The sequence below is a fragment of the Bradyrhizobium sp. USDA 4474 genome (assembly GCF_054057515.1).
Genome location: NZ_JBSRZJ010000002.1, coordinates 968,584 through 993,754, shown reverse-complemented (window position 1 = coordinate 993,754; position 25,171 = coordinate 968,584). Strand labels below are relative to the sequence as shown.

Genomic DNA, 25,171 nt, shown 5'->3' with positions numbered 1-25,171 from the left:
ATGGGGTTTTGCCACGTCCCCGCGACCGAGGGCCGCAGGAGGGGGTTCCGGAACCGGCTTCACTTTTGCAGAAGGCTGCCCATCTTAGGATCACGTCCCCATGCCGGGGATTTGGGAAACGCACATGAATTTCTCGCAATGGTCCCGCAGTCTCGTGAAGACGATTGCCATCGTTTTGGCGCTCGCGCTGCCAACGACGCTTGCGATCTCGTCCGCCGACGCCCGCGTCGGTGGCGGGTTCTCGTCGGGTTCGCGCGGCTCGCGCACTTTCTCGGCCCCGCCGTCGACCACGACGGCGCCGGGCTCCGCCTCGCAATTCAATCGCACTTACAGCCAGCCCGGCGTCGGGATGAACTCGGCCGCGCCTGCGCGCGGCGGCCTGTTCGGCCGGGGCGGCGGCTTCCTCGGAGGTCTCGCCGCCGGCTTCCTCGGTGCAGGCCTTCTCGGCATGCTGTTCGGTGGTGGCCTGTTCGGCGGCCTCGGCGGCCTGTCCTCGATTCTGGGTCTGATCATCCAGATTGCACTCGTGGTGTTCGTGGTTCGTCTGGCGATGTCCTGGTGGCAGCGCCGCAACGCGCCGCAGGCGGCCTATGCCGGCGCGGATGCTGCTGCCGGTCCCGGACCGCAGACGAACTATCGCAGCGGCCTTGGTGGCGGCTTCGGCTTCGGCGCCAACAACGCGCCGCTCGAGATCAAGCCTGATGACTACCAGGCGTTCGAACGCCTGCTCGGCGAGATTCAGTCGGCCTGGTCGAATGAGGACGTGGCCAAGCTGCACACGCTGGCGACGCCGGAAATGGTCTCCTATTTCGAAAGGGATCTCGCAGAGAACCGCGCGCGCAACGCCGTCAACAAGGTGACCAACGTCAAGCTGTTGCAGGGCGACCTCGCGGAAGCCTGGCGCGAAGGCCAAACCGACTATGCCACCGTGGCGATGCGCTTCGCGCTCACCGACAAGACGGTCGATCGCAACACCGGCGCCATCGTCGCGGGCAGCGAGCAGCCGGGCGAGGTCACCGAAGTCTGGACGTTCGCGCGCCGCGCCGGCAGTCCCTGGGAATTGTCGGCCATACAGCAGACCAACTGATCGCGCACAGCGGAAAACGCGGGCGTCGTGCTTCGGCACGGCGCCCTTTTTTGTTTGGCTGCTTGTTGTCTGCCTACGACGACGGAACTTGCGTCACGTGATAGGCTTGTCCCGCGCGCCTCTCAAAGGACTGTCCCATGAAATACGAGCTCTACTACTGGCCCGAAATCCAGGGCCGCGGCGAATATGTGCGCCTGGCGCTGGAGGAGGCGGGTGCGGCTTACGTCGACGTCGCGCGGGGCCCGCTCGGCTCCGGCGCGATGATGAAGATGATGGATACCCAAAAGGGTACGCCGCCCTTTGCGCCGCCATTTCTGAAAGCGGGCAAGCTCGTCATCGGCCAGACCGCCAACATCCTGCTCTATCTCGGCGCGCGGCATGGGCTCGCGCCGAAGACGGAAGCGGGAAGAATCTGGGTGCACCAGCTTCAGCTCACCATCACTGACCTCGTGCTCGAGATTCACGACACTCATCATCCGCTCGGGCCGTCGCTGTACTACGAGGACCAGAAGGCGCCGGCGAAGAAGCGCACGGCCGAATTCTGGGACGAGCGCGTGCCGAAATATCTGGGGTATTTCGAGCAGCTTCTCGACGGCAATGGCGCCGGGTATGTCGCTGGTCGTCGTTTGACCTATGTCGACCTCTCGCTGTTCCAGATCGTCGACGGGCTGCGCTACGCGTTTCCCAAGCGCATGAAGGCGTTCGAGAAAAACATCCCCGGTCTCGTCGGCCTGCACGACCGCGTTGCCGCGCGGCCGAACATCAAGGCCTACCTCGCCAGCAAGCGCCGCATTCCCTTCAACGAGCAGGGCATATTCCGACGCTATCGCGAACTGGACGCCTAAATCACCACACGCCCGGCAGCAGCCGATAGCGCACCCGCGCCGCGTAGTCCGAATAGCCCGGCAGTCCCGCGCGCAACGTGCGCTCCTCGATCCGGATGCGGACTGCAAGCAGGACCAGAAAAACAGGCGCCAAGGCTAGCCCCCACCATGAGCCCAACAGCAGCGGCACTCCGGTGAAGAACAGGATCATGCCGCTGTACATGGGATGGCGGACATGGGCATAGGGCCCGCTCGAGATCACGTGTTGGTCGCGCTCGGCCTGCAGCTTCACCACCGGCGCGGCGAACGAGTTTTCGCGAAAAACCCACATCGTGAACAACGTGCAGGCGAGGTACAGCAAAAAGCCGAGAGCCTGCAAGGCGAGCGGTACGTTGGAAGCAGCAGCGCGTCGGTCGAGACCGATGGCGATGAGCCACGCCAGCATACCCGCCATGAAGGCGATGATGAAGACCTTGTCGGCGGCCGGTTGATCGCGCTGGATCACTGGACGGAGACGCTCTGCGAGGAGCGCCGGATCGAACCGGTAGAGCCACCACCCGCAGAGCGGGCCGATCGTTGCGGAGGTCACAAGGAACACCCAGGCGGACGGCCAATGCAGCGTGCCGGCGGATGCCAACAACAGCGCACCCATCGCGGCGGTGAAGATCGTGTTTTGCAACAACAGGCGTGCGATCATGCGCGGTCCCGGCAGGCTCGCATGAGTCTGGCTGTGCTATCCGGCAAAGATGCGGCCGGACGCGCGAAAAGCCCGGCCGTCAGGACCGGGCTGTTCATCGCAGGCAGGCGCGGTCAGGCGAGCTGATCGATCCGCGTGCCCTGGCCGGGCGGCAGCGGCGCAGATTGCGTGGGCTGGTTGGTCGGGTCGTTGTCCTTCGCCTTGGTCTGGTCGTCCGGCTGCTTGGTGGTGTCGTAGCTCGCCACCACGATCGTGACAGGGGGCGGTGCAACGCTTGAAACGCTCATCCACGGATCCTCATAGATTGAAACAACTGACCCTGCGCCGGAGGAGACAAAACTTCCGTCAAGCCAATCGATAAAATGCGAGGGATCTGGTGCGGCCGTTACATCAAGCGCGGGTCGGCCTTCGGGCGGTGCTCAACTCGCGCTGACGGGGTGTGCAGCAACCGGTATCTAGACCCCATGCGCACCGGGTCTGTCGTGAAAGCGCCGCGCTACTCGTCCTTCAGCCGCGTGATCGCGATCGATGCGTCCGTCTTGGTGCGCGTGCATTCCATGTTGAGGCGCTTGTAGCGCATCGTGATCTTGTCGCCGCGCAAGAGGCCCATGCGCTTCAGGCAGCGCGTTGCGCCTGTCGTGGTGTCGTCCTTCGTCACTGTGAAGATGATCGCTGCCGCCGACCCCACCAGATCATAGAACTGCGGTGTCGGCTTGCGGTCGCCCTTGGCGTAGAGCTCGTTGGAATAGGCCTGTCCCCGCGCGCGGCAGCCGAGCGAAAGCTCCCTTGCCGCCGGATGCGTCAGGTAAATGATGTTGGCGGCCTTGAAATTGACCTTCAGCCCGTCGATGCCGCCGGCCAGCTGCTTTGCGATGTCGTCGCACTGGTCCGCGCGCGCAGGCGAGGCAAGCGTCGAAAGGCCGGTGATTGCGGCGGCGACCAACATCGCGCCCCGAAAGTCCAATCTGAAAATCATGATGAAAAGCCCCTTGAGGGCGCGCATTCAACCGTTGCCGCGCGCGAAGTGCAAGGGGGTGCAACCCGCCTCCGTTGGGCACGATCAACACCACCCATCGACGAAGCCGGCCACCAAAGCGGTTGCCGCGGCCCGAATCGGGATGCTCCGGCCGTGCCAGAACGCCTTCCCTTTGCGGTAAAAAAGCTTAGAACGCTTCTCAGCCAGGGCCCGAACGAGGGCTCGCGAACCCCGAGATTTGCCTCATGAACGCACCAACCGCCTTCCCCGACGCCTCGAAGCCCGTGCCGCCCTACAAGCACACCCCGCTGTTTCCGCTGGGCAAGGACGAGACGCCCTACAAGAAGATCACGTCCGAGGGTGTCAGGGTCGAGAAGGTCCTGGGCAAGGACATGCTGGTGGTGTCGCGCGAGGCGTTGCGGGCGCTGTCCGAGGCGGCTTTCGGCGACATCAACCATTATCTGCGTCCCGGCCATCTGAAGCAGCTCCGCGCGATCCTGGAGGACGGCGAGGCAAGCCCGAACGACAAGTTCGTCGCGCTGGACTTCCTCAAGAACGCCAACATTGCGGCCGGCGGCGTGCTGCCGATGTGCCAGGACACCGGCACGGCAATCATCATGGGCAAGAAGGGCTGCAACGTCCTCACTGACGGTGACGACGAGGCGGCGCTGTCGGAAGGCGCGCGCGATGCCTATCTGCGCCGCAATCTGCGCTACTCGCAGGTCGCGCCCTTGTCGATGTACGAGGAGAAGAACACTGCCAACAACATGCCGGCACAGTGCGAGATCTACGCCGAGGGCGACGACGCCTACAAGTTCATGTTCATGGCGAAGGGCGGCGGCTCCGCCAACAAGAGCTTCCTGTTCCAGGCCACGCCCTCGGTGCTGACCAAGGACCGGTTGCTCGCTTTTCTCAAGGAGAAGATCCTGACGCTCGGCACCGCGGCGTGCCCGCCGTATCACCTAGCCATCGTGATCGGCGGCACCTCGGCCGAGCTCTGCATGAAGACGGTGAAGCTCGCCTCTGCCCGCTATCTCGATGCGCTGCCGACCCACGGTTCGCCCGATGGCAACGCCTTCCGTGACGTCGAGATGGAGAAGGAAATCCACAAAATGACGCAGTCGCTCGGCGTCGGCGCGCAGTTCGGCGGAAAGTATTTCTGCCACGACGTGCGCGTGATCCGTATGCCGCGTCACGGCGCTTCGCTGCCGATCGGGCTGGGCGTGTCCTGCTCGGCCGATCGCCAGGTGCTGGGCAAGATCACCAAAGACGGCATCTATCTCGAAGAGCTCGAGCACAATCCGGCGCAGTATCTGCCTGAGGTCGAGGAGTCGCTTGGCGGCGAGGTGGTCAAGATCGACCTCAACCAGCCGATGAAGGACATCCTGGCGACGTTCTCGAAGTACCCGATCAAGACGCGCGTCTCGATGAGCGGCACCATGATCGTCGCACGCGACTCCGCGCATGCCAAGCTGCGCGAGCGCCTGGACAAGGGCGAGCCGCTGCCGGACTATTTCAAGAATCATCCGGTCTACTATGCCGGTCCAGCCAAGACGCCCGAGGGTTACGCTTCCGGTGCGTTCGGTCCGACCACCGCAGGCCGCATGGATTCCTTCGTCGACCAGTTCCAGGCCGCCGGCGGCTCCATGGTGATGGTAGCGAAAGGCAACCGCGCGCCCGCGGTGCGCGAGGCCTGCAAGAAATATGGCGGCTTCTATCTCGGCTCGATCGGCGGCGCGGCGGCGAACCTCGCCGAGCACTGCATCAAGAAGGTCGAGGTGCTCGAATATCCCGAGCTCGGCATGGAAGCGATCTGGCGCATCGAAGTCGTCGACTTCCCCGCCTTCATCATCATCGACGACAAGGGCAACGACTTCTTCAAGGAGTTGAATTTGGGCTAGTCGTCACCTCGCCCCGCGAGAGCGGGGCGAGGTAGAGGCCTAAGCCCGCGTGCCCGTGAAGGGGAAGCTGCCCATCGGGCCGATGCCCATCTCGCCGCTGATGCTGTCGCCGGCAACCGTGCCGGTGAATTCGAGCGTCAGCGGCATCGGATTGGTGATCGAGACTTTCCAGGAGACGTTGTCGCCAGAGACGGCGCCGTCAAAAATATCGGCGGTATTGCCGTCCGCGCCCTGCGTGCCCGTGAGCGTGCCGCCCGCGGTCTTCAGGCTCAGCGTTGCCTGGCGTTCGCCCATCGGCGTCGACATGGTGAGATTCCAGTTGCCGTCCACGGCCATTCGCGTCTCCCGAACATGATCCCGGCGGGCTGCGATGATCCACAGCCAGTCCTGGGCTGAGCCTATAGCGCAAGTCGGGGCGGGTTCCTAACGGCCCTTCAACGCCCGCTGGGGTCCTTCAGGCGCGGGCGGCAGCGCGCCGGCGGCTGGTGACGACCAGCCTGAACACCACGTACTGCACGGCAAAGGCGAGGGCCTTGGCGCCGCCTGCGACCGCCGAGATGTAGAACGCCCACAGCTTCAGGTCGCCGGTGGAGGCGACGGCGATCGTGCCGGCGCCGAGGACGAACATCAGCGCCGCCCAGGCATAGCCCGCAGCGGTGACATATTCCGGCGCGGTCTCGACCACGACCGGCGGCATGTAGCGCAGCATCCAGCCGCGCTTGAGCATGATCGCGCCGATCGCGAAATGCGCGATCGCAGGCTTTGCCAACATGAAGCGAGGGTCGTTGGTCAGCAGCGTCACCGTCCCGAGCACGACGACGAGCGCGAGGCTCGCATAGGTCATGTAGCCGAGCTCGCGCCCCTTCACGCGGGCATAGATCACTTGCGCGATCGCGCCTGCTATCGCCACCGACGTCGCCAGGATGACGTTGTCGGTGATGAGATAGATCACCAGGAAGACGATGGCCGACAGGAAGTCGGAGGCGAGGCGGGCGAATGCGTCCTTCATTGTCGATCCTGTCTCACTGGACTTCGGGCAGCGCGCCACCGGGCGCACCATACTTGAGCTGGCGATATTCGGGATACCATTTGGTGAAATAGATCGCGCTGTTGCGGGCAGCGAAAGCGACGGCGATGCCGAGCCAAACCGGCAGGCCCGGGAAGTAGAGCAGCACGATGTTGGCGGCCATCATCAGAAGAGCAGCCAGGGTCCATGCGCCGGTGATGAAGTAGTTGGCAGTCAGGAAGCCTGGCATCGCCGCGGTTTCGGCCGGCACGGATTCGATCGCGTATTGCAGCGTGAACGGGCGGCGCGCCAGCATTGAGCCGAGCGAGATGACGAAGATGCCGATGTCGACCGAGAGCTTGACGCCGAGCGTGCTGAGCCAGGGATCGTGCAGCGCGAGGAAAAGGCCGATGCCGGCGAACAGGATCGCCGAACCCGCAGCCAGGATCTTCACAGAACGGCCGCGCGCAACGTCGATTGCGATCGTGGCGAGGCAGATCGCACAGGCCGCGAATACGGAGATCGTGGCCGAGGTCATGAGCATCAGAAAGGTGTAGGCGCCGTAGGGAGCAAGGATCAGGAAGATCGTCATGTTCGCCTCGATCGAAGCCATCTTTACGATGTCAAGATTGGTAGTTCAGGGCCGGCGCCGGGTCAAGCAAAATCTTTACAGTGTCAAAATGACGTGAATGACCTGTAAAAACTGAATTGCTGCAATGGCTTGGTCGGATATTTCGTCGGCGACGGCAGCCCAGGGCAGGCGCGACAGGATGGTCAGCGCGCTGGAGACCAGAAGACCGATGGTCAGGAAGATGCTTCCACCGCGGCAGATCACGAATCTGCGCGAGCCCGGCGTCGCGTACATGCCGAGAGGATGCAACAGCCGCGACAGCACGAGGGCCCCCATCAGCAAATGAACGCGCAACGGCGATACGCCGGACATTTCGAGAAACGCGATCATCAGCGTGATCATGGGGACGTATTCCATGAAATTGCCATGGGCGCGGATCGCACTGCGCAGGCGTTCGTTACCGCCGTCGTTGAAGGCGGCACCGTTGCTCCGACGCAGCCGGATCACCTGGAGCGCAAGCGCAGCGTAGATCAGCGCCAGGACGGCGAGATAGTTTGCGGTAATCGCGGGGACGTGCATGCGCGGTCTCGCTGATGATGGGTCCGCAGTGCCGGAGTGGCGAGGAGGCGGGCTATTGCGCTTCCACCCAATTGCCGTGAAAGCCGTCGGGCACGCGATGGCCGAGCTGCACCAGAGCGGCGGGGCCAGCCTCGATGTCGGTGGCGTTGAACACGGCGAGGTCGCTGCGGTTCTCCCGCGCTCGCCAGACCACAGCCAGCAACCAACCGTCGCCCTCGGGCGCATCCTTCGACCGCTCGACGAAGACCGGCTCGGAGATGGTGTCGCCGCCCGGCAGCAGATACTGGCCGAGCCGCTTGCCGGTGCCATCGACATGGACGATGCCGCACAGCGCGCCGAACATCGGCGCCTTCGGATTGGCGCAGGCGTACCAGCCGTGACGGCTCTTCAAGCCCGCGCGGCGATCGTCGACGCGCGGGAATTCGCCGGTGAGATCGTCGAGATAAGTCTGCTGGAAGCGGTCGGTATTCCCCGCGAGATCGAAGGTCCAGCGGCAATGGCGGGCGAACGGTGTCTCACGTTTGACGGGCGAGCCGTCGGGATGCGGAAACAGCGGCGCTTCGTCGAATTGCATGACGTCGGCGATGATGCGATTTCCTTCTTCCCACGCATTCATGATGTGGAAGACGTAGCAGGCTTCACCGCGGAACCAGACGATGTCCTTGCTCGATCCGTTGCGTTTCATCACGCCGACATAGGCTCCTTTCTCAGGCTCCCAGGCGTAGGGCGGCTTGCCGGTCATCGCGCGCTCCTTGCTGCCGGTGAGCGGCAGGATCGGAAACAGCACGTGATTGTCGGTGACGATGAAGTCGTGCACCATGCTGGCATAGGGCGTCTCGAACCTCTCGAAGCGCGTTGCCTTGCCGGACGCATCGATTAATCCGTACGAGAGCGCCGATGTCAGCGGCCCCGCCGCATTGTAGCCGAAGAACACCAGCTCGCCGGTGACCGGGTCGATCTTCGGATGCGCGGTGAAGCTGCCGGCGACGCGGCCCTGATAATTATGATAGCCGCGCGTCGCCAGCGTGCCCGGCTCGATCTCGGTCGGCAGATGCGCCTCTTCCAGCGCGAGCAGCTTGCCGGCGTGGAAGATGATGTTGGTGTTGGCGACGCCGCCGTCGGTGACATGGGCGGGCGCGTCCGGCAATCTGTTGCCGAAGCCCTTGCCGAAGAACGCCCGGCCGGCATCGTGCTCGGCGAGCCATTTCGGCGTCCGGACCCAGCGGTTGCGGTAGGAGGCACGCCCGTCTTCGAGATGAAAGGCGTGCAGCATGCCGTCGCCGACGAACCAGTGTGCGCCAGGGGATTCGAACTGCGGATTGGGACCATTGCGATAAAGCGTGCCGTTCAGCTCGCGCGGCAATTCGCCGATGATCTTGAGGAAAGGCGCGTCCGCCTCGAACGGAATCGGAGCGATGTTGTTGCGGCGCTCGGCGGTCGCATCCTGAAACACGGCGTATCCCCTATCTTTACAGCGTAAAGATGGCATAGGGCTGATCGCTGCTGACGTCAAGTGAAATCTTTACACTGTCAATATTGCGTCATATAGCTTGTAAATGGCTAAGAGCGATACCAAAAGCGAAACGGCTCGCCGCGCGCGCGCGCCCAAGAAGACACCCTCGTCACCTCGCCCGGCTCGCCGCCCGGCGAGTGTGAAGAACGAGGCGCCTTATCACCATGGCGCCTTGCGCGAGGCTCTGCTCCAGGCCGCCGAACGAGTGCTGGAGCGCGACGGGCTCGCCGGCCTGACGCTGCGCGCGGTGGCGCGCGAGGCTGGCGTGTCGCATGCGGCCCCGACGCATCATTTTGGCGATCTCACGGGGCTTGTCAGTGAGCTCGCGGCGATCGGTTTCCGCCAATTCAACGCGGCGATGGCCGCGTCCTGCGAGGCGGTCACTTCGCCGCTGGAGCGGGCGCTGGCGCGACCGAAAGCCTATGTGGCTTATGCTCAGGCCCATCCCGGCATGTACGGTCTGATGTTCCGCACCGAGCGGCTCGACTATTCCAGGCCCTCGCTGCACGAGGCGGCGGAATCCTCTTTTGCCGGACTTGCCAATGCCATCGGCGCGATGCGCCAGGAGCCGATCCGCGGCGACAACCTGACCGTCGAGCAGGGCGCGGCGATCGCGCGGGCCTGGTCGATGGTGCACGGTTTCACCATGCTGCTGCTCGACGGGCGGCTAGAGGATATTTTGGAACGGCTGCCCGCGGGCACGACGGCCGAGCAACTGCTGGAAGCGATCCTGAAGTCGACGGTGGCGGGGAGGCTGCCGACCTGACGCTGGCCAACGGAATGTGACAGGCACCGCCCGTGTCTTGCGGAACTCAAGCCATCGACACCTTCACTATGGGCAAGTTGACTGTGGGCAAGGCCTGAGCGCGGTGAGATAGACCTGACAGCGGCGCGGAATCGTTCTAGAAGAGCGGCTTCGCTTGGGGCATCCGGCCCTATTTGCGTCCTCATGCCTCTCGATCATGCCAGCCATCGCTTCCCGCAAATCCTATCGCGTCGGCCGCTCCAAGACCGGACTTGGCCTCTTCGCCACCATGCCGATCAAGAAAGGCACCCGGATCATCCGCTATTTCGGGCCGATCCTGGACTGCCGCATTCCTGAGCACGACGAGATCGAGAACAAATATCTGTTCGAGCTCAACGGCCGCTGGACCATCGATGGCTCGGTGCGCAAGAATCTCGCGCGCTACATCAACCATTCCTGTCGGCCCAACGCGGAATCCGACGTCCGCCCGCGCGAGCGCAAGGTGTTCATCCGCGCCATCAAGAACATCGAGCCGGGCGAGGAGATCAACTATGATTACGGCACCGACTATTTCAAAGCCTATCTCAAGCCGATCGGCTGCAAGTGCCCTTCCTGTGAGAACAAGCGCAAGAAGCAGCGCGCCGAGGCGCGTGCGGAACGTGCCAAGGTGAAGGCGCGCGCGGAGCGCAAGGCGCAGAAGACGGGTGCCAAGAGTCTCAAGAAGGGTGCCAAAAAGAAGAAGCTCAACGGCCATGCCGTTGCCAAAAAGAGCCGCGCACGGGCATAACCCGCGCGTCGCCCCTTTGGGCCCACCGTCATGCCCGGCCGAAGGCGGGACATGGGGGTACATTGTTGTTTAGGCAGCCACTGCGCTCCCGCTCTTTCGCAAGCCCACATATTGCAGCTCGGCGAATACGCCGGTCGCGATTGCCTGCGCCATGATCATGAGTTCGCCGGCGAGGTTCGGTGACACCGTGCCCGAGAACAGCAGTGCGATGCTGCCGACCGTCCAGGCGGCGTTGCCGACCACGACCAGCAGCACGAGCGGCTTCGGCACCACTGTGCGCGAGGCGAGCCACCCCACCAGTGCGGTGTAGGCGATCAGGAACAGGCCGGTTTCGCGCAACAGCGCTTCGGGCAGGTTGAATACCGTCGCGAACGTACCGGCGCCGACGGTGAAGCCGAGTGCGGCAACGCCGCTGAAGAGGGCGTCGGCGAGCAGGGCGCGGCGCAGGAAGGTGGATGCGTCGATCATCAGAGGTCTCTTTGGCTGGGTTGGGCGCGGGGGAACTCAGTGCAGTCCGCGCCACCAGGCGCGGAGCAGCCGGCTGAGGACGGGGAAGAGGCTCCTGCCGACGCTGTGCTCGAGCGCCGTGACCTGCGCGACGACATAGTCACCCGTCGAGTGCACCAGCGGCTCGGGCATGTTGAGTCCCCGGGCCAGCATCCGAGCCGCGAACGTGACGGCCCAAGAGGCGATGCGAGGCAACACGTAGTCTGCAAGGGTCCGGTAGAGCAGCAGTGCGATCATGGTCATCTCCTGTCATGACCGAAGATGCGCCGATGCGGGACCCAGTTCGATTACCTCGGGGGTAATGAACGCGATGTACGCGAAATCATCTGTTCTTCAGCGGCTTCCGCGCCCGTGCGAGCAGGCTCGAACCTTTTCTTACGGCTTGACGTAGGTCCATCCCTTTTCCTGCAATTCCATCACGCGCACGACGCCCGACTTCACGACCTCCGCCTGCCGAACAATCGGTATGTCCTTGCTCTCGCTTTTCTGCATCTTCTCCCGGGTGTTGCCGCAGGCCTTGAACGAAACCTCGGGCGTGCTCAGGGCCATCTCTTCAATGCGCGCCTTTACCGGCGATGTGTCTTCACGCAACATGTGCAGGCCGGGCCCGAACGTCACCACCTCGATCTTCACCTTCTCGCCGGCGTCCTTGTAATATTCCGCCACGTTGGTTGCGTTGTTGAGCGCGAGATTCATCGCGGCGGGGTCATTGGTATTCACCTGAAGGATCAGGTGATGTTCTTGCTTCTTGGTTGCGGCCGGATCATCCATCCGGGCAAACGCGGACTGTTTTCGCCTCGCCGTCGTCTGCTTCACTATGTGTTGCCTCGCATGGCTCGCCCTGTACAGGGCGGGTTGCCCGTCTGCCGGCGTCCAGTACTTGCCGCCTTGCTCCGCGCCCGCAGGCGATGCAGCAAGCAGAGTGGCGAACGCTGCCATCGCGGCCGCTTTGGCATTAAGATGAAAGTTGATCATTATGTGCCTCCATCGAACAAGATCATCTGTTCGCCATCAATGATTAGGTGCTGCAATCGCGCGCGGCCACCTGCATGCCGAGGCCATCTTCGCGCGCGCCGCGTCCAGCCCGGCGAGGGAGAACGTTCCGTCATGCGCAGACCCGCCCCTTGCCGAGAGGAGGACGATAAGGTCCCCGCCGTCCGGAAGCGACTGCACCAGGCGAACAACATCGCCCGCGAACGCGACGCCAGGACCGAAGGCCGGCGCGGCCGCTGCGACCTGCATTGCCGGATTGTCGTTGACGCGATAGGAAATTGCATCATCACCGCTTCCGCGTGAGATGCCCGGGCCCGCGAGCGCCAGTTCCGTCCGGCCAGCGCGGCAGCGGATCGATAATTGCATCGTGGACTCGCCGGCCCCGCTGCGTGACGACGTCGTAGCGGTCGCGATCGGCGAGTAGTCTATGGGGGAGGTCGTCAGGCTGACGATCCAGTCGTCTTCGGGCGTCATGCCATTTTGAGGCGCGATGGAACGCGTCAATTTATTCAGACACCCCAGGCGGTCCGCGTGTTCCTTCTGAAGGCAGGAACGCAGCTCCGTCGCGGGATCCTGGGCCAGCGCAATGCGGCCTGTACCGCCGAGTGCAACAAGAAGGAGGATCGCGGCGCGTTTCATTGTGATGCTTGTGTTGCGCGAGGCTGCCGATCCAGCCATGCCTGCGCCGCAGGGACGCGCGCGAGACCCGGAACCGTCGCAGCGAGGTTGATGGATTTCCACTTCGGATCGAAGCCGGGGGCCTGCAATCTGTCGATCCGGGAGAATAGGTGATCGATGAAGCGTGTGACGCGCTCAGAGCGATTGGACTTTGCCGGCCAATTGAAAGCGACCAATGCAGTCGGCACGGCGATCGTTGAAACGCGTTCGCCCTGCTTGATCAGATTGGGATAGTCGGTCGCATCGAGGCTGGCGGGAAGATAGTAGTCTTCGAACTTGCTCTCGTATGGGAGGGGCAGGAACTTGAAGCCGGGCTCCCAACGGCCTCGCACGAAAGCATCCACCGGCTTCGATGTGATGAAGACGACGGCGGACATCTCGCCTTTGCGCATCTGCTCGAGTGCGATCTGGTGCGGAATGAACGTCTTCTCGACGTCGAGATTGAGGCGGCTGAAGATCAGCGGCCCCGAATAGGCCGCAGCGGTGCCCTGCGTATTGAAATTGACTTTCTTCCCGGCGAGATCACTCAAGCTCCGAATCTCGGGTCGAACGAAAATATGCAGCTCGGACGGGAATAGATTCAGGACATACGCAATTCGTCGCTGGATGTCCGGAACCTGGCTCTTGTATTCCTCGAGCGCGTCGGAGTTGATGATGGCCGCATCGATGCCGCGCAAATAGAGCAGGGAATTGAGGTTTTCCGCGGCACCGCGAGTGACGACCGGCAGAACATGCAGGTTATCCCCATCGTCGACCACACGGGCGATCTCGGCCGCGAGGCGAATTGGTGCGCCCTCGAGCAGACCCCCGGCGAGGCCGACCGTCCAGGCGTTCATGGAGACCACCTCAGGCCGTGGCAGCGGCGGCTCGGGCCGCGCCAGGCGAACCTTGCGCGGTCGTATATCTTGCGGCTGCGCATCTGCCCCGAGCTGAGGGGTCAGGAGCAATGGTGCGAGCGCCGCGAGCAAGAGCAGCCGACGCAATCCTGTAAGCCTTTTCATCGACCAACTCCTCTACACATGCGGCGGCCGTGGCGGCGCTTTCGATCCTTGATTGCATCGTCGCTTTGGAGATCGCCTCACCAGACCGTGCTATCGGCGCAGCGCTTCCGCTCGCGTTTTCGCTTCCTTGATTCCTCCAGCCTCGGCCCGCGCATAAAGAGTCTGCGCTTTAGTGGGATCGCCTTGCGTTCCGTACGTTCCAAAATTTCGAAGGATCAGCGGATCGTAGGTTTCCGCGAGCAGGAAGCTTGCTTGCGCGCTCCCTAGCTCGGCGGCGCGCTCCAGCACGATCCGCGCCGCGCCGATGTTTCCCTGTTCAAGCAGCGCGCTGGCGCGCGCGATCAATTTCACCGCTTGCACCCCGTCGTTAGGATTGACCTGAGCATCGCCCTGGCTGCGCGCCGCTATGGCCTGATCTTTGACCGGCTTGTCTTGGACGGCCACGTCTTGGATCGCTCCGTCCTGGACCGCTCGGTCTTGGACAGGCCGGTTTTGGATTGGCCGCGCCGGCGCTGACACCGGTTCCTGGCGTACTGCCTTGCCGGTCGTAGCCGGCGGAGACGCGGCGTAGGGAGCCTTCGCCACGAGTGCGCCGTTATCTTGACGCGCCAACGCCAGATCCCTTTCCAATCCGTCGGCGCGCTCGCGCTCGCGCTGCAATGAGCTCCGCAGCGCGGCCGAGTCGCGCTCGGCGGCCTGCTTGATCCGTGTGACTTCCTCGCTCGCGTTGGACGCCATTCTGGTCTGTGCGTCGAGCTCGCGGCTCGTTTTCGCAAGATCCTGAGATAGCTGTTCAGCGCGCTCGTGTTCCCGCTGCTGCGATTGCTCCAGCGAGGCCGTATCGCTCGCCGCTCGTCTGAGCTGTGCCGCTTCCTCACTGGCTTGGGCGGCTTGAGCTTCGTATGCGTAGATCTTGCTGCGGGCCATCGAGAGATCCTGCGCCAGCGCATCGGCTCTCTCGTGCTCCTTCTGTATCGACCGTTTCTGCTCTTCGGCGTCAGCCTTTGCCGCTAGCGTCAGCCTGGCGACCTCGTCGCCCGCCTTTGCGGCCAGCGCCGTCTGCGCATCGATGTCTCGTCGAGCGGCCGCGAGCGCCTGCTCGAGCTGACCGGTCCGCTCCCGCTCCTGTTGCACGGATTTCTGCAACTCGCCGAAGTCACGACCGTCTCCCGATTTTTGCAGCGACGTGTCGTCGCTGGCCTTCGTCAATAGCGTGGTTTGCGCCTGGTATGCATAAATAGCGCTTCGCGTCAGAGAAAGATCATGCGCAAGCGCGTCGGCCCTTTCGCGCTCCTTCTGCATTGATTGCCTTAAGTCCGCGGCACCAGCCTCCGCCGCCCGACTTCGATGCGAAACGTCCTCGTTTGCTTTTGCCAGCAAGGCAGCCTGGGACTTGACGTTTTGCCGCGCGGCTTCGAGATCCTGCCCCAACCGCGCCGTTCGCGCGCGCTCCTGCTGTAGGGCCTTCTGTAGCTCCGCGGCTTCGGTCTCTCCTGCCTGTTTCAGTCGGGAAGTTTCCTCACTTGCTTTCGTCGCCAAAGTAGTCTGGGTTTCGACATCGCGCCGGGCGGCTGCGAGATCCTGCTCCAGCCGCGCCGATCGCTCGCGCTCCTCTTGTAGCGATGCCCGCAGCTCAGCAGCGCCACTCTCCCCCGCTTGATTCGGCCGGGAAGCTTCCTTTAGTCGGGAAGCTTCCTCGACCGCTTTCGCTGTCAACGCCTTTTCGGCTTTGACCTCGCGCCGCGCAGCGTCAAGACCCTGCACCAGCCATTTGGCCCGATCGCGCTCCTGCTCGAGATGTTGCAGCAATTCGATGTCGCGCTTTGCAAGGGCAAGTTCGCAGGATAGTGATCGGGCCCGGTCGCGTTGCTGTTCCGGAGGCTGCTGAGGGGCTCCTGTGTCGCTGGTCGTCGCTTGCGCAACCTGCATGGAGTTCTCGCTGCCGCCTGGGCGCGGAAGCAACGCCTCGAACTCGTCAAAACCGGGATTGCGGGCAGTCGTCGCCTGTTGCGCATGTGCGAGGTGCCACGCCTGGTCCGAGGAAGCCTCCGTTTCCGACGCCCATGTCATAACGAGCATGGCCGCTGCCATCCACAGGAGGGCACATCTTCCCCGTGTGAGGGAGATATTCACTTCCTCGTTGAGCATGACGGTGCGACCCATCTGCAATGATCTGTCGCGCGGAGGCGACTTCCATCAGATGCATCATTATGCTCTCCATATTTACGCGAATCATATAACTCGCATGGAGGACCCTCCCCACCACTTTTGGATTAGGCTACGGATTGTCCCAATCATCGAAGCCGTAAACAGATCAAAGTTCTTCCCGTTTATTTTGCGATCACACGGTTGGTAGGCCGTTTGCCGAAACAAGCGGGTTCGTCACGTGCAACACAATCAACCTTGCGAGAAATCTGACTTTTGCTGTTTGAAGAACGGCAGGAGCTTCTCGAAAATGCCCGATAGCGGTCGAGTTCCCGGGTGAGCACGTCACAAAGGCCGGGCGCATGGGCAAGGATCGTTTCCCGGTCTGCTGAGACCTTCGCCGGCTTTCCCTGGAGGTCTACCCAGCCGCTCAGGGTTTTGCGGTCCCATTCTATGGACTGCGTGCGACTAATCGACAAGTTGGCCCCAGGGTAGCGCCTTCCTGGACCGCCATTTCATTGCCTCAACCTTTGCCAAGAAACAACGCTTTAATCCAGCTGCCATGGATGGAGACTCGCTGTCGGGCAGCCTGTATCAGCAGCTATTTAAAGTTGTATGCCGAGCGTCCAATGAGTTTGCACCTGGTCCGGCGGGTGCCGCTCCAGAGCGCGCAATCCCGCAGCGTCGAGGAGTTGCAGGAGGCCACGTCTGGATCGTGGCTCAGCGTCCGATCAATCCCTTTAGAGGACTGAATTCTGCACGCATGTGTCAGGAGGAGGTGATAACTTTTGGTGTTCCACCGTTTAGGCGAGGCATGAATTTGGTCGAACTGGTGTCCGCAGCACTCGGGACTGCCCCAGAGTAACCGGCGTTCCGGCCGGGACGAATGCTACTGCACACGAACAGCCCTGCTGCAGCGCCATAAGCTCAGCGTGGAAAGTGGCAGGTCGATCTGATCAAGCTGGGGTTGCTCCAGCCGACTCGATCGCCCAATTCGCGGCAAGGGCGCAAGCTTACGAAGAATATTTGCTGAGAGGGGCACGAGTATTGATGTTGCCTTTGCGGTGGGTAAAGGAGCATGCTCTTGAAATCGACGCTCAGAAATGAAGCGCCTGGGGCTATCAATCGAGGCGCTTTAGTGGTTATTGCCGCTCTTCTTCGGCTCGCAGCGTGGCTGCTCGCGGTCGCAGTCACTTTCGTAACGCTCGGACCTCCGGACGTTCGGCCTCACCCTGTTCTCGAACAACAAGGCGATCACGTCTTTCCTTCCTGCTGGTCGGGATTTTGTTCGGGCTCGCCTATCCGCAACGACGCTGGACTGTTTCAGCGGTCACCGTTGTCCTGATCGGCCTGATTGAAATCATCCAACTATGGGTGCCGGGACGGCACGCGAGATTTGAGGATTTTGTGGTTCGATGCGCTCTCCGCCGGTGTTGGCTTCGCGCTGTTCGCCGGATGGTGGCGCGATTTGGCGAAGAGCCCGACCGGATCGACACGTGACCGTCCTAGATGAGCAGACTGATCTGCCCCGTCCAAGGGTTCTTGCAAGTCACGGCCCAGCGGGATCACACCTTTTCTAAAGCGCGGGGGCCGCTTGGCGCACGTCAGCCGCTGCGACGGTCATGGTGTTACCCGTGTCCCGGTGATGTTCCTGTCGCCTTCGCGGCAGAGATATTTGCCATGGAAGCGACGTCCTGGCCTCCGGCAGGCGGCGCAACGTGCTAAGGTCGGGATGCGTCGGCGGCAGTAGGCGTCCAACGAGGAAGTCGCGTTGTGATCCCGAGTCTACCGACTTCGTGGGGCAGGGGCCGTTTAAGCGCGAGCGAGGGGATTTATAATGGGAGAGCAGGACGTTCGGGTTGCTGTGATTGCTGCAGACGTTCGCGAATTGCCGCCGCGACATGGCGCGCAGTGAGCGCGGTGCCGATCGGCGGGATCGGAATGTATAGTTGATTTATTTTCCCGTTCCTGATTTTGCCGCCTGCGGCGGCCCATCTGTCGCTTGGTCTTGCTGAGCGGCCGCACTCTGGGCTGCTCTCGAACCAGCGCGAGCCGGCGAGTGGTTCGCAGTCGAACCGCATGCGAAGTTTTAAGCGGAGCTGTCCCGAGGCGATCGCGCGGGTTTCAATCGAGCGCTCAGTGCATTGGTGCCCGGATGGTTCGCCGCCGCTTGGCTCGGTGCTGCGGGTCGTCAAATTTGAGCTCGGCGACCAGCCGCCAAAGCTGAACCTCATGACCATCCGCCAACCGCCCGGCCCGCTCGGTTGCGGAAGCATCATCCGGGCAGTTAAGGTTGACCACGCCCCCCAATCGGCCGTGTTCGTCCAGAACGTATACACGATAGTGTGGCATCGCAGATCCCCATGGCGATAGCATCTTACCTACAGGCTTGCTCCCCGGCGCGGAGATTTCGGGTCATTACGAGCTACCTCTGATGGACGGTATGCCGGCTACCGAGGCTCGTCCCGAATTCAGCTCATGCGATTCGGCTCAGGTGGTCGGCCAACCTTGGGCCGGAGCGCTTCGAATGTGCGACCGACGTCCAGGATGCTATCGCCGCTGACCGTTACAAGATTGGCGGTGAGCATACCGGGCTGCCTGAGCTGCTCGCGCAAGGCACTCAAATACTCAGATGCGAAATCGATCACATGAATGAAGTCACGTACGGGTGGTGTCATAGTAGCCTCCCAGATCGGCACCTTTTGGGGCCCGTTTAACTATTACCTGCGCGACAAGCGGTAATAGGTTGCTGGTAACGCCCACCGGTTCTTCTCCGACGAGGCCGCTTTCGTGTGCGCCAACTGGGATTGAAGTAGTGGAGAATGCCGATCCGCCATTCGTCGTGCAAGCGATGAAGATCCTTCAGTATTTCCTCATGAAGAACTTTGCGCGGCCGTATGCATTTGTTGGTGCGAGAGGATGAGAATGCCTCTCGTGGAGGGGCAAGTAATTGGGCATCCCGAAGGCGGACCAAAGACGAGTGTTTTCACGTTCGCCTCATGGTCGACACTACTACGGCAGGCCGCACAACTACCCTGCGCTCAACCGCTTCTACCGGGAAGTGCGTCGGGCGTGGATGGGCAGTCTAGCGCAGCCAGAAAAGTCGGCACATGGGCTGGTCGGAGTTCGAGACCCCTGACGGCATGCTTCCGTCTGCCGTTTCATGCATCACCTCGCACAGGGGCGCAGGCGCGGATATGACGCAGGTTACCCTCGCGGAAGAGCCGTCCGGATCTATGAGGGCGAGAGCCAAATGGCTGAGCTGCTCGACCACGGCTCAATGAGCTCGTGGTTACCCACTTATTGCCCGTACCCATCCAGTTATTGCCAATTTCCATCCCGCGACCCGCACTGTACTAATTCGGCCTAAGTTGCGAGTGATCGGGCGGCGGACTGCCATGACTTATGCGTCCTTCACCAATTTGCCGGCCTCTCCCAAGCTTCAGTCACATTCGTTCGATGATGGCAGGACGACCGCAGGCGGCGTTGGAAAGAGGAGATTGGCTGCTCTATTGGTATTGGCGGCAGGTACCGAGTTCCTGCTTGTAACCGGTGCGGCCTATTTCGCAGCTCTCCTCTATCATCGATTGGTCCTGCTGCAGTCACCGACTTCCGCCAGGTACATTCAGGAATCCCTTCTGATTTCCACATTGGAGTTGCTGGTTTCCATAGGACTTCGGCAATATTCCCGAATCCTGACGCAGCCCCGTCACCTTTTTCTATCGAGCGGCGCGAGTAGCGTCCTCCTCGTATTCTCCTTCTTCGTCTCGACGATATTCGTTCTGAAAATCTCTGAGGATTACTCGCGGGCGACTGTCATCGTCCAGGCTGGGAGCGTTCTTCTTACGGTGCTCTGCACACGGGCAATATGGTTTTCAGTTCTACAGCCTGCAATTGCGTCTGGGTTGATCGATGCCAGGCGCGTTATCCTCATAGGAGATCCGGGTCATTGCTTGCAATTTGCTGCGCGAGTTAACGCCACCGGAATTCGGACCATCCGCTCGTTCGACTTTCCGCGGGCTCACGCCGATTCCTCAGTTCGGGCGCCCCCCGACACCGTCCAGCCACCACCTGATGTCCGCCAATTGGTCGCGGACTGCCGACCTCTCCGGGTGGATGACGTTGTCATTTTGATTTCAGAATCAGATTTTGGCTCTGCTCGCGCGCTTGCCGCCGCCCTATCAGACTTGCCAGTAGACGTTCACGTCGTGCCTGTTGGGTCCATGGATCTGATGGCCGTATCGCGGATCACTCAGTTCGGCAATATGGTGACGATGCGGATATTCCAATCTCCGCTCACTCCTTACGACCGAGCAATAAAAAGGGGACTGGACATCGCCGTTGCAAGCGCGGGCCTTGTTCTAACCAGCCTCCTTTTTGTAATTGTTCCGCTCGCAATCAAACTCGAGTCTCGTGGGCCGGTGTTTTTTCGACAGACACGGCACGGCTACAACAACGAGCCCATTCGCGTGTTAAAATTCCGATCGATGACCGTCATGGAGGGTGGCGACAAATTCAAACCGGTCACCAGACACGATCAGCGCGTGACCCGTGTTGGACGTATTATGCGCCGGACCAATGTCGACGAGCTTCCGCAATTGTTCAATGTCTTGATCGGCAACATGTCGATCGTCGGTCCTCGTCCGCACGCAACCTCGCAAAACGAGTTGTTCAATGAGCTGATTTCGTCATTTTCCCGCCGCCACAACGTCAAGCCGGGCATTACAGGTTGGGCTCAGGTCAACGGGTATCGTGGTGATGTCGATACGCTCGAGAAGATGCAGCGCCGGGTGGAGCATGATCTGTATTATATCGAGAACTGGTCAGTCCTTCTCGACCTCAAAATCATGATCATGACCTTCATTTCGAAAAAAGCTTATTGGAATGCCTATTGATACGCTGGCTTTAGCCGACCTTTAGTAATCGCGGCCCCTTCCGGTTTGTATCTCGCGATCCCCTGATGCTGCCGCGGGCCGCGGATGACCGCCGACCGCGAAAGGCCGCAAGCTCAGTCGACTCATTTCTACCGCTCTCGCAGCGATTCCTGCTTGTATCTCGCCAGGGGTGAGAGAAGGTAGCTGATGATCCTGCGCGCGCCGGTCTTGACCTCAACCGTTACCGCCATGCCCGGGCCGAGCTTGACGAGTTTGTCCTCCACCTGCATGTGCGTGCGGTCGAGGGAAATGCGCGCCGCATATTCCAGTTCCTGGCCCTTCGGCTCGCTGCTGCCTTGCGCTGTGCCCGGCGCGCGGTCGTTCGATCCGCCCTGCCTGTCCCGCGTGATGGCGTCGGTCGATACGCTGAGCACGTCCCCGTGCAGCAGCCCATAGCGCGTGAAATTGAACGTATCGACCTTGATCTCAGCCTTCTGTCCGGGATGGACGAATCCGATGTCGCGGTTCGAGAGCATGGCCTCGATCTCGAGCTGACTCTCGCTCGGAACCACGACGGCCAGTGCCTGCGCCGGCGTCACCACGCCTCCCACCGTGTGAACGGCGAGCTGTTGCACGACGCCGTCGACCGGCGCAGTCAAATGCTGAAGCTTCGTGCGCCGTTCCGCCTTGACTACTTCCTGCGCAGCGTTCGCCGCCTTCTGCTCGGCTTTCGCAAGTGCGTCATAGGTTGCACGCCGATACTCCGCGGCAGTCTTTTGTTTCGTTTCCTTCAGCAAGGCGATGGCGGCATCAGCTTCGCGGAGCCTGCTCTGCTGGAGGACCAGATCCTGCTGAAGACCGACCAGCTCCTGATACTCGGAGAGATAGACAACTTTCGAAGCCAGGGCCTTGTCGACGAGACCCTTGCGAATGTCGACCCGCTCCTGGAGCACCGGTATGGTCGCCTGGAGCTTCGCCACGCTCGCCGACGTGGTCGCCCGCTCCGCTTCCTTCTGACCTTGCTGGCGCTCGATCTCGGCGAGCTTCGCGTTCTGCTCGGCGCGCTGGCTGATCAGAAACTGCCGATGCATCTCGATCTCCGCGGCGCTCGCGTCCTGCGGTGCTCGGAAGGCGGCAAGCGGATCGTCGGTGAGTGCAGCGCGCAGCCGCGCAACGTCGAGTTCGGCCGCAACGAGATCGCTTCTCTGGCGTTCCTGATCGGCTTCCGTCATCGTCGGGTCGAGCTCAATCAGGACGTCGCCGGCCTTGACGCTCTGTCCGTCGCGTACGTGGATGGCGCGAACAACGCCCGTTTCGAACGGCTGGATCAGCTTGGTACGCCCGCCGGGCACGATCTTGCCCGTCGCGGTGGCAACGATATCGACGCTGCCGAACGACGCCCACAGCAGTGCGACGCAAAAAATCGCGATGATGCTCGCCCCGATCGCGCGACCGATCGGTGACGGTGGCGATTCGGTGATCTCGAGCGCCGCGGGCAGAAACGCAATCTCATGCTCACGCCGTCGAACCTGGGCTCTGGGAAACGTAACAATATTTCGGCTAGCGGACGTCATGGATACCGGCCTGCAGGTAGTGGAGGTTGGCGTATCGCCCGTTCGAGCGGATCAGCTCATCATGGCTGCCGTCTTCGACGATGCGGCCATGCTCGAGAGTGATGATTCGGTTCGCATTGCGGACGGTCGACAGCCGATGAGCGATGACGAATACAGTACGGCCAGCGGCAATCCGTTTCATGTTCTGCTGGATAGCGCGCTCGCTCTCGTAATCGAGCGCGCTGGTCGCCTCGTCGAGGATAAGGATGCGCGGGTTGGTAATGAGTGCGCGAGCGATCGCGACACGCTGTCGCTGTCCACCCGATAGACTGCTCCCGCGTTCGCCCACGATGGTGTCATAACCCTCGGGCAGCTCCAGGATGAAGTCGTGAGCACCGGCGAGTGACGCTGCCTCGATGACGCGCTCCATGGGCATGGTCGGGTCGGCGAGCGCGATGTTCTCGCGAATCGAGCGATTGAACAGCACGTTTTCCTGCAAAACCACGCCGATCTGACGTCGAAGCCAGGTCAGGTCGACCATCGCGAGGTCGACGCCGTCAACCAGCACGCGTCCGCTCTCCGGTACGTAGAGACGCTGGATCAGCTTGCCGATGGTGCTCTTGCCCGAGCCGGAAGAGCCCACGATACCGACGAACTGGCCGGGCTCGATGCCGAAGGATACGTCATGGAGCACTTCGGGCCCATCAGCGCGATAGCGGAAGGTTACATGCTCGAACGTGACCTTGCCGCGGATGGGCGGCAGCGCGGCGCGGGCCGAACTGAAGCTTGGCTCGGGAATGGTGTTGAGAATGTCGCCGAGACGATCGACCGACAGACGGGCCTGATGGAAATCCTGCCAGATCTGCGCGAGCCGAAGCACCGGCATGCTCACCCGTCCCGCCAGCATGTTGAACGCGATCAGCTCGCCGACCGTCAAGTCGCCGCCGATCACGAGCCTTGCGCCGAAGTAGAGCGTCGCGGCGGTGACCAGCTTGTTGATCATCTGAACCGCTTGACTCGCCGTATTGTTCAGGCTGAGCACGCGGAAGCTCGCACCGACGTAGCCGGCGAGTTGCTCCTCCCAGCGGCGTTGCATTTGCGGTTCGACCGCCATCGCCTTCAGCGTCTCGACCCCTGTCACGCTCTCGACCAGGAAAGCCTGATTCTCCGAGCCACGATTGAACTTCTCATCGAGGCGCCGGCGAAACAGCGGCGCGGCCCCGACGGAAATTCCGATGTAAAACGGGAACGATGCCAGAACGATCAGCGTCAATGACGTCGAATAGTAGAACATGACCGCCAGGAAGACGACGGTGAACAACAGATCGACGACGAGCGTGAGCGCCGAGCTCGTCAGGAACTGGCGGATGTTCTCGAGCTCGCGAACGCGTGCGACAGAATCGCCAACCCGGCGCGTCTGGAAATACGCGATCGGCAACGCCATCAGGTGGCGAAACAGCCGGGCGCCGAGCTCGACGTCTATGCGGTTCGTCGTGTGCGCGAACAGATGGACGCGCAACGTGCCGAGAACGGTCTCGAACAAGGTCAACGCCACGAGGCCCGCAACCAGGACGTCGAGCGTGCTGATGCTTCGATGCACGAGCACCTTGTCGATGACGACCTGGAAGAACAGCGGGGTGACGAGCGCAAAGACCTGAAGGAAGAACGACGCGATCAGCACTTCGCCGAGAAGACGGCGATACTTGTGGACCGCGCCGAGAAACCAACTGATATCGAAGCGCCGGGAGAGATCCGTCAGCGCGGCGCGCCGGGTCATCAAAATGATGTCGCCGTCCCAGATGACCTCGAGCTCAGCCTGGGTCATGGACTCGGGTCGGGGGGACAATGGGCGCTGAACAAGAAGCTTGTCGTCGATGACTTTGCCCAGGATCAGGAAGCCGCCGTCGCGCAGCACGGCGATTGCGGGCAGCGGCGTAACGGCAAGCCTGTTCCAGCTCGACCGCTGTGCACGCGCCTTCAGCCCGTACTCCCTGGTACAACGCAGGATTTCGATCACACCGATCCGCGACGCCCCCATGCGATGCCGAATTTGCTCCGGGTCGGCCGCAATGCCATGGCAACGCAGCAATATCGCCACCGCAATGAGCCCCGACTGATCGCCACTCTCAGGCTCAGGACCCGCCTCCTGGACAGGCATCTCGCGACGATCGGCGGAATAGGCACGCGTCAGGGCGTCACTGGCCTGGCCAACCAGATCACGCCCGCGCGCAATCAGACCGGCAAAGGCATGATGTGCCCGAGCGGCGAGGCTTTGAGAGCCGGCCAGGATCAACCGCCCGTCCCAGATTTCCTCAAATTCCGCACGCGGCATCAACTTCGGATGTGACGCGGTTGGATGCAGCACAAGCGCCGCATCGCCCTCAACCTTCCCGAGCAGCAGAAATCCGCCATCACGCAGCGCTGCAATTCCGGGCAGGCGGATGCCTGCGAGCCGCTTCCAACGTGTCGTGCGCGAACTGACCTTCAGCCCGAAATCGCGGGCGCAGCGCAACATCGCATGGATGCCGATTGCGCTCTCTCCACAGCGATCGCGGAGCTGGTCGGGCTCGGCGTTGAGGCCATGAAGGCGCAGGAACAGAGCCAGGGATCGAAACCCGAGATCCTCGGCGTGGGCATTTCCATTCTGGATCGCCATTTTTACTCAACCTTTCGCGGCTACCGACCGCGGACGTGGTTCCTTCTCATGCATTCACTCAGATCGACGGTGCCGCAC

Annotated in this window: 23 protein-coding genes and 1 pseudogene; 7 read left to right on the top strand and 17 right to left on the bottom strand. The window is 62.0% G+C overall.

Translation table 11 applies throughout. The features are described 5' to 3' along the window. Nucleotides 1-100: 100 nt before the first annotated feature. Both ACVW16_RS06535 and ACVW16_RS06530 read left to right on the top strand, forming a co-directional pair. Nucleotides 101-1,087 (top strand): Tim44 domain-containing protein, encoded by a 987-nt coding sequence (locus ACVW16_RS06535; RefSeq protein WP_456735664.1) that lies wholly within the window; start codon nucleotides 101-103, stop codon nucleotides 1,085-1,087. A gap of 137 nt (nucleotides 1,088-1,224) precedes the next feature. Next, nucleotides 1,225-1,932 (top strand): glutathione S-transferase, encoded by a 708-nt coding sequence (locus ACVW16_RS06530; protein ID WP_456704505.1) that lies wholly within the window; start codon nucleotides 1,225-1,227, stop codon nucleotides 1,930-1,932. 1 nt (nucleotide 1,933) lies between these two features. Here ACVW16_RS06530 and ACVW16_RS06525 read toward each other — a convergent pair whose 3' ends face one another. The 3 genes from ACVW16_RS06525 to ACVW16_RS06515 all read right to left on the bottom strand — a co-directional run bounded on the left by ACVW16_RS06525 (nucleotide 1,934) and on the right by ACVW16_RS06515 (nucleotide 3,584). Beyond that, nucleotides 1,934-2,608, bottom strand: coding sequence for a methyltransferase family protein (locus ACVW16_RS06525; protein ID WP_456704504.1), 675 nt, complete (start codon nucleotides 2,606-2,608; stop codon nucleotides 1,934-1,936). Between the two features lie 113 nt (nucleotides 2,609-2,721). Then, complete coding sequence (locus ACVW16_RS06520) at nucleotides 2,722-2,895, bottom strand: hypothetical protein (protein ID WP_456704503.1); 174 nt, start codon at nucleotides 2,893-2,895, stop codon at nucleotides 2,722-2,724. Nucleotides 2,896-3,104: 209 nt separating this feature from the next. After that, nucleotides 3,105-3,584 (bottom strand): hypothetical protein, encoded by a 480-nt coding sequence (locus ACVW16_RS06515; RefSeq protein WP_456735663.1) that lies wholly within the window; start codon nucleotides 3,582-3,584, stop codon nucleotides 3,105-3,107. A gap of 245 nt (nucleotides 3,585-3,829) precedes the next feature. On the opposite strand from ACVW16_RS06515, the gene ACVW16_RS06510 reads away from it, so the two are divergent. Beyond that, a complete protein-coding gene (locus ACVW16_RS06510; protein WP_456735662.1) occupies nucleotides 3,830-5,485 on the top strand; it encodes a fumarate hydratase in 1,656 nt (551 codons plus the stop codon). Between the two features lie 39 nt (nucleotides 5,486-5,524). Here ACVW16_RS06510 and ACVW16_RS06505 read toward each other — a convergent pair whose 3' ends face one another. From ACVW16_RS06505 to ACVW16_RS06485, 5 genes are all read right to left on the bottom strand, one after another. After that, nucleotides 5,525-5,821 (bottom strand): hypothetical protein, encoded by a 297-nt coding sequence (locus ACVW16_RS06505; protein WP_456735661.1) that lies wholly within the window; start codon nucleotides 5,819-5,821, stop codon nucleotides 5,525-5,527. A gap of 118 nt (nucleotides 5,822-5,939) precedes the next feature. Further along, complete coding sequence (locus ACVW16_RS06500) at nucleotides 5,940-6,494, bottom strand: inner membrane-spanning protein YciB (RefSeq protein ID WP_456704499.1); 555 nt, start codon at nucleotides 6,492-6,494, stop codon at nucleotides 5,940-5,942. Between the two features lie 13 nt (nucleotides 6,495-6,507). After that, nucleotides 6,508-7,083 (bottom strand): hypothetical protein, encoded by a 576-nt coding sequence (locus tag ACVW16_RS06495; RefSeq protein ID WP_456704498.1) that lies wholly within the window; start codon nucleotides 7,081-7,083, stop codon nucleotides 6,508-6,510. Nucleotides 7,084-7,158: 75 nt separating this feature from the next. Then, entirely contained in the window at nucleotides 7,159-7,641 is a 483-nt protein-coding gene (locus ACVW16_RS06490; RefSeq protein ID WP_456738713.1) for an MAPEG family protein, read from the bottom strand. A 52-nt stretch (nucleotides 7,642-7,693) separates the two neighbouring features. Beyond that, nucleotides 7,694-9,130 carry a carotenoid oxygenase family protein gene (locus ACVW16_RS06485; protein ID WP_456735659.1) on the bottom strand — a complete coding sequence of 479 codons (1,437 nt, stop codon included), beginning with the start codon at nucleotides 9,128-9,130 and terminating at the stop codon, nucleotides 7,694-7,696. A gap of 67 nt (nucleotides 9,131-9,197) precedes the next feature. Here ACVW16_RS06485 and ACVW16_RS06480 point away from each other — a divergent pair, with 67 nt between their 5' ends. Both ACVW16_RS06480 and ACVW16_RS06475 read left to right on the top strand, forming a co-directional pair. Continuing rightward, the gene (locus tag ACVW16_RS06480) at nucleotides 9,198-9,920 is read left to right on the top strand and encodes a TetR/AcrR family transcriptional regulator (RefSeq protein ID WP_456735658.1); all 723 of its coding nucleotides are present in this window, start codon (nucleotides 9,198-9,200) and stop codon (nucleotides 9,918-9,920) included. 196 nt (nucleotides 9,921-10,116) lie between these two features. Further along, the gene (locus tag ACVW16_RS06475) at nucleotides 10,117-10,686 is read left to right on the top strand and encodes an SET domain-containing protein (protein WP_456735657.1); all 570 of its coding nucleotides are present in this window, start codon (nucleotides 10,117-10,119) and stop codon (nucleotides 10,684-10,686) included. Nucleotides 10,687-10,755: 69 nt separating this feature from the next. On the opposite strand, the gene ACVW16_RS06470 is transcribed toward ACVW16_RS06475, so the two are convergent. The 6 genes from ACVW16_RS06470 to ACVW16_RS06445 form a co-directional block, all read right to left on the bottom strand. Beyond that, complete coding sequence (locus ACVW16_RS06470) at nucleotides 10,756-11,154, bottom strand: hypothetical protein (protein WP_456735656.1); 399 nt, start codon at nucleotides 11,152-11,154, stop codon at nucleotides 10,756-10,758. A 36-nt stretch (nucleotides 11,155-11,190) separates the two neighbouring features. Further along, the gene (locus ACVW16_RS06465; RefSeq protein WP_456704492.1) at nucleotides 11,191-11,430 is read right to left on the bottom strand and encodes a hypothetical protein; all 240 of its coding nucleotides are present in this window, start codon (nucleotides 11,428-11,430) and stop codon (nucleotides 11,191-11,193) included. Nucleotides 11,431-11,568: 138 nt separating this feature from the next. Beyond that, on the bottom strand, nucleotides 11,569-12,168 hold the full coding sequence (locus tag ACVW16_RS06460; protein WP_456704491.1) for a DsrE family protein: 600 nt from the start codon (nucleotides 12,166-12,168) through the stop codon (nucleotides 11,569-11,571). Between the two features lie 36 nt (nucleotides 12,169-12,204). Continuing rightward, nucleotides 12,205-12,825 carry a hypothetical protein gene (locus ACVW16_RS06455; RefSeq protein ID WP_456735655.1) on the bottom strand — a complete coding sequence of 207 codons (621 nt, stop codon included), beginning with the start codon at nucleotides 12,823-12,825 and terminating at the stop codon, nucleotides 12,205-12,207. Then, nucleotides 12,822-13,865, bottom strand: coding sequence for a TAXI family TRAP transporter solute-binding subunit (locus ACVW16_RS06450; RefSeq protein ID WP_456704489.1), 1,044 nt, complete (start codon nucleotides 13,863-13,865; stop codon nucleotides 12,822-12,824). The genes ACVW16_RS06455 and ACVW16_RS06450 overlap by 4 nt, the downstream gene beginning before the upstream one ends. A 90-nt stretch (nucleotides 13,866-13,955) precedes the next feature. Beyond that, nucleotides 13,956-16,028, bottom strand: a complete 2,073-nt coding sequence (locus ACVW16_RS06445; protein WP_456802321.1) for a hypothetical protein — start codon at nucleotides 16,026-16,028, stop codon at nucleotides 13,956-13,958. Nucleotides 16,029-17,154: 1,126 nt separating this feature from the next. On the opposite strand from ACVW16_RS06445, the pseudogene ACVW16_RS06440 reads away from it, so the two are divergent. Next, a pseudogene (locus ACVW16_RS06440) lies at nucleotides 17,155-17,523 on the top strand (VanZ family protein). A 958-nt stretch (nucleotides 17,524-18,481) separates the two neighbouring features. Here the strand turns inward: ACVW16_RS06440 and ACVW16_RS06435 are convergent. Next, nucleotides 18,482-18,688: a hypothetical protein gene (locus ACVW16_RS06435; protein WP_456802320.1), complete on the bottom strand. Its 207-nt coding sequence runs from the start codon at nucleotides 18,686-18,688 to the stop codon at nucleotides 18,482-18,484. 720 nt (nucleotides 18,689-19,408) lie between these two features. Here ACVW16_RS06435 and ACVW16_RS06430 point away from each other — a divergent pair. After that, nucleotides 19,409-20,905: an undecaprenyl-phosphate glucose phosphotransferase gene (locus ACVW16_RS06430; protein ID WP_456802319.1), complete on the top strand. Its 1,497-nt coding sequence runs from the start codon at nucleotides 19,409-19,411 to the stop codon at nucleotides 20,903-20,905. Nucleotides 20,906-21,033: 128 nt separating this feature from the next. Here the strand turns inward: ACVW16_RS06430 and ACVW16_RS06425 are convergent, their stop codons facing one another. Next, nucleotides 21,034-22,458 (bottom strand): HlyD family type I secretion periplasmic adaptor subunit, encoded by a 1,425-nt coding sequence (locus ACVW16_RS06425; RefSeq protein ID WP_456802318.1) that lies wholly within the window; start codon nucleotides 22,456-22,458, stop codon nucleotides 21,034-21,036. Continuing rightward, complete coding sequence (locus tag ACVW16_RS06420) at nucleotides 22,445-25,093, bottom strand: type I secretion system permease/ATPase (protein WP_456802317.1); 2,649 nt, start codon at nucleotides 25,091-25,093, stop codon at nucleotides 22,445-22,447. Before ACVW16_RS06420 ends, ACVW16_RS06425 begins: the two co-directional genes overlap by 14 nt. Between the last annotated feature and the right edge of the window lie 78 nt (nucleotides 25,094-25,171).